At 72.1% G+C, this 6,502-nt stretch carries 6 protein-coding genes; 5 read left to right on the top strand and 1 reads right to left on the bottom strand.

Annotated elements, in window-relative coordinates:
- Positions 1-126 precede the first annotated feature (126 nt).
- The 5 genes from pth (at position 127) to cysN (ending at position 5,707) form a co-directional block, all read left to right on the top strand.
- Positions 127-714, top strand: a complete 588-nt coding sequence (gene pth, locus ABT369_RS12600; RefSeq protein ID WP_350611858.1) for an aminoacyl-tRNA hydrolase — start codon at positions 127-129, stop codon at positions 712-714.
- Positions 715-838: 124 nt separating this feature from the next.
- The gene (locus tag ABT369_RS12595; RefSeq protein WP_350611857.1) at positions 839-2,662 is read left to right on the top strand and encodes a sugar transferase; all 1,824 of its coding nucleotides are present in this window, start codon (positions 839-841) and stop codon (positions 2,660-2,662) included.
- Positions 2,662-3,489 carry a 3'(2'),5'-bisphosphate nucleotidase CysQ gene (locus tag ABT369_RS12590; protein WP_350611856.1) on the top strand — a complete coding sequence of 276 codons (828 nt, stop codon included), beginning with the start codon at positions 2,662-2,664 and terminating at the stop codon, positions 3,487-3,489. The genes ABT369_RS12595 and ABT369_RS12590 overlap by 1 nt, the downstream gene beginning before the upstream one ends.
- Positions 3,490-3,505: 16 nt before the next feature.
- Positions 3,506-4,414 (top strand): sulfate adenylyltransferase subunit CysD, encoded by a 909-nt coding sequence (gene cysD / locus ABT369_RS12585; RefSeq protein ID WP_350611855.1) that lies wholly within the window; start codon positions 3,506-3,508, stop codon positions 4,412-4,414.
- Positions 4,415-4,417: 3 nt separating this feature from the next.
- Entirely contained in the window at positions 4,418-5,707 is a 1,290-nt protein-coding gene (gene cysN / locus ABT369_RS12580; protein WP_350611854.1) for a sulfate adenylyltransferase subunit CysN, read from the top strand.
- Here the strand turns inward: cysN and ABT369_RS12575 are convergent.
- Complete coding sequence (locus tag ABT369_RS12575) at positions 5,691-6,488, bottom strand: hemolysin family protein (protein WP_350611853.1); 798 nt, start codon at positions 6,486-6,488, stop codon at positions 5,691-5,693. The genes cysN and ABT369_RS12575 overlap by 17 nt on opposite strands.
- Between the last annotated feature and the right edge of the window lie 14 nt (positions 6,489-6,502).

The following is a 6,502-nucleotide window of genomic DNA, read 5'->3' as shown; positions in this document are numbered from 1 at the left end:
GCGCGGCGGCGCCCGCCGCGCCGCGCCCCCCCCGGCCCGCCGCGCCGTCCCCCCCCCCCCCGCGGGCTGCCCCCCGCCCCCCCCCCCCGCCCCCCCGCGACTTTGCTGTGTGAGTGAGGAGACCCGGTGACCGACGCCGCACCCTGGCTGGTCGTGGGGCTGGGCAACCCCGGCCCCGAGTACGCGCGAAACCGCCACAACGTCGGCTTCATGGTCGCCGACCTGCTCGCCCAGCGGGCCGGGCTGCGCTTCGGCAAGCACCGCCGGGTCGTCGCCGACGTGGCCGAGGGCCGGCTGCGCGTCGGCGGGCCGCGCCTGGTGCTCGTGAAGCCGCTGACCTTCATGAACCTCTCCGGCGGCCCGGTGGCCGGGCTGGCCCAGTTCTACAAGGTGCCGCGCGAGCAGGTGATCGCCGTGCACGACGAGCTCGACATCCCGTGGACCCAGCTGCGGCTGAAGCAGGGCGGCGGCGAGGGCGGGCACAACGGCCTGCGCTCGATGTCGAGCTCGCTGGGGGGCAAGGACTACCTGCGGGTCCGCTTCGGCATCGGCCGCCCGCCGGGCCGGCAGAACCCGGCCGACTTCGTGCTGTCCGACTTCTCCGCGGTCGAGCGCAAGGAGCTGGACTACTTCGTGGACCGCACCGCGGACGCGGTCGAGATGATAGTCGACCAGGGTCTCGAGGCGGCCCAGAATCGTTATCACGCTGAATAGTCGCGCTGTTCGGCTATTTGATCCGGACCGTCACGATAACCCGTCGGCGTGACGAATGTCCGACTTGCACGTTGTACTCCAGGTTGCACCGTTTGATGGAAACGGTCCTTCTGAAGGAGGCAGCGTGGCGATCGACAGCGGACGAACGCGGGACGGGTTGCACCGCCCGGCCCATCTCCGCCGCGAGGATCGCCCGGCCGGCCTGCGCCGCCCCGACCGGACGGCTGAGGCCCGCCCCGAGCCCGAGGCCGCGCCCGTCCCGCCCCCCGTGTACGGCCGCCCGGCCGCCCCGGCGCGCGGCCGCCGCCCCAGCCCGGTGCGCAACCAGATCCGTCAGGTCTCCGCGAGGAAGCCGCGCCCGGTGACCGCCGGGGTGGCCGCGCCCGTCTCGCCCGCCCCCGCGCCCGGCGCCGCCGCGACCGCCGAGGTCGACCCGGCCCTGGCCGCCGAGGTCGAGGCGGCCGTTCGTGGTACGACCCCCTTCACCCGCACGCCGGTGCGCATCGCCGCGCCGGACATGTCCGCCGGGGCCGGCCGCACCTCCCGCCACCGCGCCCGGTGGGCGTGGGAGGGCCGCTACCTGCGCACCCTGCTCGTGCTCGATTTCGCCATCGGGCTCATGGCCGGCGCGGTGGCGTTCGAGGCCCGCTTCTCCGGCGGCCTCACGCTGTACAACGCCCGCTACGTCCTGCTGTCGGTCCTGCTGCCGATCGCGTTCACGGCCAGCCTCGCGGCCAACCGCGCCTACGAGAAGCGCTACCTGTTCGTCGGCACCGACGAGTACCAGCGCGTCCTGCGGGCGGGCCTGGCGCTGACGGCCGCGACCGTCTTCGTGGCGTACACCACCGAGACCCGCATCGCCCGCGTCTGGTTCTTCGTCGCGCTGCCGCTGGTCACCTTCGGCTGCCTGCTCGCCCGGTTCCTGCTCCGCCAGCTGCTGCACCGGGCCCGCAAGCGGCGCGGCGCGTGCATGCGCCGGGTCGTGGTCGTCGGCCACGAGCTCGCGGTCGAGGCCATGGCGCGGCAGCTGCGCCGCGAGCGGTACCACGGCCTGAAGGTCGTCGGCGCCTGCCTGCCCGGCGACGGCGAGGTCGCGGACGTGCCGATCCTGGGCCGCTTCGACGAGGTCGCGGGGGCGGTGCGCCGGGCCCGGGCCGACACCGTGCTGGTGCTGTCCTGCCCGGAGCTGGACGGCCACGCGCTGCGCCGGCTGGCCTGGCACCTCGAGCGCGACGACATCGACCTGATCGTCGCGAGCACCCTCATCGACGTGGCCGGCAGCCGCACCACCATCCGCCCGGTGGACGGCCTGCCGATGCTGCACGTCGAACACCCGACCCTGAACGGGGCCCGCCGACTCGTCAAGGCGCTCGTTGACCGGGCGGGCGCGGTCGCCCTGCTGGTGCTCGCCAGCCCCCTTCTGGCGGTTCTCGCCATTGCGGTTCGCATGGACTCCACCGGACCGGTACTGTTCCGACAGACGAGAGTGGGCAAGGACGGTCACGAGTTCGTGATCTTCAAGTTCCGTACGATGCACATCGATGCCGAGGCCCGCCTGGCGGAGCTACGGCACCTCAACGAAGTCGACGGCGCGCTGTTCAAACTGCGCAATGACCCGCGGGTGACCCGTGTCGGGCGGCTTCTGCGCAAGTTTTCGCTCGACGAGCTGCCGCAGCTGCTCAACGTGATCGGCGGCAGCATGTCGCTGGTCGGGCCGCGCCCGCCGCTGCCGGAGGAGGTCGCCGTGTATCCGGACGACGCCCGGCGCCGGCTGGCCGTGCGGCCCGGGATGACCGGCCTGTGGCAGGTGTCCGGCCGGTCGGACCTATCGTGGGACGAAGCGGTCCGCCTCGACCTGCAGTACGTGGAGAACTGGTCGCTCTCGCTCGACCTGGTCATCCTGCTGCGGACGTTGAGCGCTGTGACCCGAGGGGCTGGAGCGTACTGATGACCGACCTACCACCCGCCACCGACGGCGGATTCGCGCGCTGGCTGGCCCAGCGGGCCGGAGACATGCTGCTGAAGCTGCGCGAGGAGATGGGCTACTCGGACCCCGCCGCGCTGCGCAAGGCCGGCGACCGCCTCTCGCACGAGCTGCTGGTGGAGCAGCTCACGCGCTGGCGCCCGGCCGACGCGATCCTGTCCGAGGAGGGCGCCGACAGCGCGGCCCGGCTGCGGGCGGAGCGCGTCTGGATCGTCGACCCGCTCGACGGCACCCGCGAGTTCGGCGAGGAGGGGCGGGCCGACTGGGCCGTGCACGTGGCGCTGTACAGCCAGGCGACCCGTGATTCCCAGATGGCCCAGGACTCGTCGTCCGGGACCGAGCCGGCCCGCGGCGGCTCCGGCCGCCTGGTCGCCGGGGCGGTGGCCCTGCCCGCCCAGCACTGTGTGCTCGGCACCGACGTCCCGCCGCCGTTCCCGCCGATGCCCGGGGTGCAGGGCGAGCCGATCCGGATGGCCGCCAGCCGCACCCGCCCGCCGGCCTTGCTCGGCGCGCTCGCCGAGAAACTTCCCATCGAGCTGGTGCCGATGGGCTCGGCCGGGGCGAAGATCGCCGCGGTGATCGACGGGGCGGTTGACGCCTACGTTCACGCGGGCGGGCAGTACGAGTGGGACTCCGCCGCTCCGGTCGCTGTGGCTCTCGCCACGGGCCTGCACGCTTCCCGTATCGACGGGACTACGTTGGAATACAACCAGCCCGATCCCCGCCTGCCCGACCTGGTGGTGTGTCGGAAAGCATTGGCACCGTCACTGCTCGCCGCCATCAACGGCTGAAAGGTCCCGCCTACTCATGAGCCGGCCGCCCTACCGGGTCTCTCACCTGGATGCTCTCGAGGCCGAGAGCCTGTTCATCATGCGCGAGGTGGTCGCGGAGTTCGAGCGGCCGGTGCTGCTGTTCTCCGGCGGCAAGGACTCGATCGTGATGCTGCGGCTGGCCGAGAAGGCCTTCGCGCCCGCCCGCATCCCGTTCCCCGTGATGCACGTGGACACCGGGCACAACTTCGCCGAGGTGCTGCAGTATCGCGACCGGCGGGTGGCGGAGCTCAACGTGCAGCTGATCGTGGCCAGTGTGCAGGAGGCGATCGACGCGGGCACGGTCCGCGAGTCCGCCGACGGGATGCGCAACCGGATTCAGACGCCGGTGCTGCTCGACGCGGTGGAGAAGTATCGCTTCGACTCGCTGTTCGGCGGTGCCCGGCGCGACGAGGAGAAGGCGCGCGCGAAGGAGCGGGTGTTCTCGTTCCGCGACGACTTCGGCCAGTGGGACCCGCGCAACCAGCGGCCGGAGCTCTGGGCGCTGTACAACGCCCGGATCGCCCCGGGCGAGTCGATCCGCGTGTTCCCGCTGTCCAACTGGACCGAGCTGGACGTCTGGCACTACATCGCCCGCGAGGGCATCGAGCTGCCGAGCATCTACTACGCGCACGACCGCGAGGTCGTCGACCGCGGCGGGATGCTCTATGCGATCAACGAGTTCCTGCCGCTCAAGGCCGGCGAGACGCCGTTCACCGAGCGCGTGCGCTACCGCACGGTCGGGGACGCGTCCTGCACCGCCGCCGTCCGCAGCGACGCGGACACGATCGACAAGGTCATCGACGAGGTCGCGGCCACCCGCATCACCGAGCGCGGGGCGACCCGCGGCGACGACAAGGTGAGCGAGGCGGCCATGGAAGACCGCAAGCGTGAGGGGTACTTCTAAGCCATGACCTCCGTGCTGGAGACGCCGCAGCAGCGGCAGATGGACCTCCTGCGCTTCGCGACCGCGGGTTCGGTCGACGACGGCAAGTCGACGCTCATCGGGCGCCTGCTCTACGACTCGAAGGCGATCTTCGAGGACCAGCTGGAGGCGGTCGAGGCGACCTCGCGCTCGCGCGGCGACGAGTACACGAACCTGGCGCTGCTCACCGACGGCCTGCGGGCCGAGCGGGAGCAGGGGATCACGATCGATGTGGCGTACCGCTACTTCGCCACCCCCCGGCGCAAGTTCATCATCGCCGACACCCCGGGCCACATTCAGTACACGCGGAACATGGTCACCGGCGCCTCGACCGCCGACCTGGCGCTGATCCTGGTCGACGCGCGCAAGGGCCTGGTCGAGCAGTCCCGCCGGCACGCGTTCCTGTGCTCGCTGCTGCGCGTGCCGCACCTGGTGCTGTGCGTGAACAAGATGGACCTGGTCGACTACTCGCAGGAGGTCTTCGAGCGCATCGCCGACGAGTTCACCTCGTTCGCGGCCAAGCTCGAGGCGCCCGACCTCACGGTCATCCCGATCTCGGCCCTGCACGGCGACAACCTCGTCTCCCGCAGCGACAAGATGCCGTGGTACGAGGGCCCGTCGCTGCTGCACCACCTCGAGCACGTGCACATCGCCTCCGACCGCAACCTGGTCGACGTGCGGTTCCCGGTGCAGTACGTGATCCGCCCGCAGTCCACCACCGTGTCGGACTACCGCGGCTACGCCGGCCAGATCGCCTCCGGCGTGATGAAGCCCGGCGACGAGGTCATGGTGCTGCCGTCGGGCTTCACCACGAAGATCACGCACATCGAGACGGCCGACGGCGAGCTGTCCGAGGCGTACCCCCCGATGTCGGTCACGATCCGCCTGGCCGACGAGATCGACATCGCCCGCGGCGACCTCATCTGCCGGCCCAACAACGCCCCCCAGGTCGCCCAGGACATCGAGGCGATGATCTGCTGGATGGACGAGACCCGGCCGCTGACGGTCGGCGGGAAGTACGCCATCAAGCACACGACCCGCTCGGCCCGCGCCGTGGTGCGCGGGCTGCAGTACCGCCTCGACGTCAACACCCTGCACCGGGACGAGTCGGCGAACCAGCTCGCGCTCAACGAGATCGGCCGGGTCCGGCTGCGCACGACGGTGCCGCTGCTGGCGGACGAGTACCGCCGCAACCGCACCACGGGCGGGTTCGTCATCATCGACGAGCAGAGCAACCGGACGGTCGGCGCCGGGATGATCATCGAGGCCGGCTGACCGAGATGCGCGCCACGCGGCGGCCCTCCACGGTGCTCACCCGGAGGTGCCAGCCGTCGTGGCGTACCTGGTCGCCGACCTCGGGCACCCGCCCGAGCCGGGCCATGAGGAAGCCGGCCACGGTCTCGTAGGGGCCGCTGGGCAGCCGGAGCCCCATCCGCTCGGCGAGGTCGGCCAGGTTGAGCCGGCCGTCGACCTCGTCCACCCGGGCCGGGGCGGGCGGGGCGTCGTACTCGTCGTGGATCTCCCCGACGAGCTCCTCGATCAGGTCCTCCAGCGTGACGATCCCGGCCGTGCCGCCGTACTCGTCCACGACCACCGCGAGGTGATGGCCCTCGCGCCGCATCTCCGACAGCGCGGCCAGCACCCGCTTGCTGGCCGGCAGCCGCTTGACCTCGCGGGTCAGGCCGCGCAGCGACGCCGCCGGCTCGGGGTTCCCAGCCGCGGGCGTGAGCAGCAGGTCGCGCAGGTGCACGAAGCCGAGCACGTCGTCCGGGTCGGCGTCGATCACCGGGAAGCGGGAGTGCCGGGCCCCGCGCACGGCCAGGACGGCGTCGGCGACGGAGAGCGCGGCGTCGAGGAACACGACCTCGGTGCGCGGCACCATGACCTCGCGGACGTGCCCGGTGCCGGCCGTCACCGCGATGAGGGTGCGCAGCTGAGCCTCGGAGATGCGGGCCGGGGTCGCGGTAGCGTGAAGGCGCTCCGCCCAGCGGGTCAGCAGGGCGGCCGCAGCCTGCCGTAGGGTTCCGGGGCCACTCTGATGGCCGGGCTCCGGCATGGATGACAGTGTAG

It is taken from the genome of Dactylosporangium sp. NPDC000244 (assembly GCF_040300725.1).
Lineage (GTDB): Bacteria > Actinomycetota > Actinomycetes > Mycobacteriales > Micromonosporaceae > Dactylosporangium.
The sequence above is the reverse complement of the archived record's forward strand: the minus strand, read 5'-3'. Positions and strand labels throughout refer to the sequence as shown.

Bases quoted from the DNA above. Each gene is read 5' to 3' on its own strand.
- ABT369_RS12590 (WP_350611856.1), top strand. From the start codon at position 2,662: ATGACCGACCTACCACCCGCCACCGACGGCGGATTCGCGCGCTGGCTG.
- cysD (WP_350611855.1), top strand. From the start codon at position 3,506: ATGAGCCGGCCGCCCTACCGGGTCTCTCACCTGGATGCTCTCGAGGCC.
- cysN (WP_350611854.1), top strand. From the start codon at position 4,418: ATGACCTCCGTGCTGGAGACGCCGCAGCAGCGGCAGATGGACCTCCTG.
- ABT369_RS12575 (WP_350611853.1), bottom strand. From the start codon at position 6,488: ATGCCGGAGCCCGGCCATCAGAGTGGCCCCGGAACCCTACGGCAGGCT.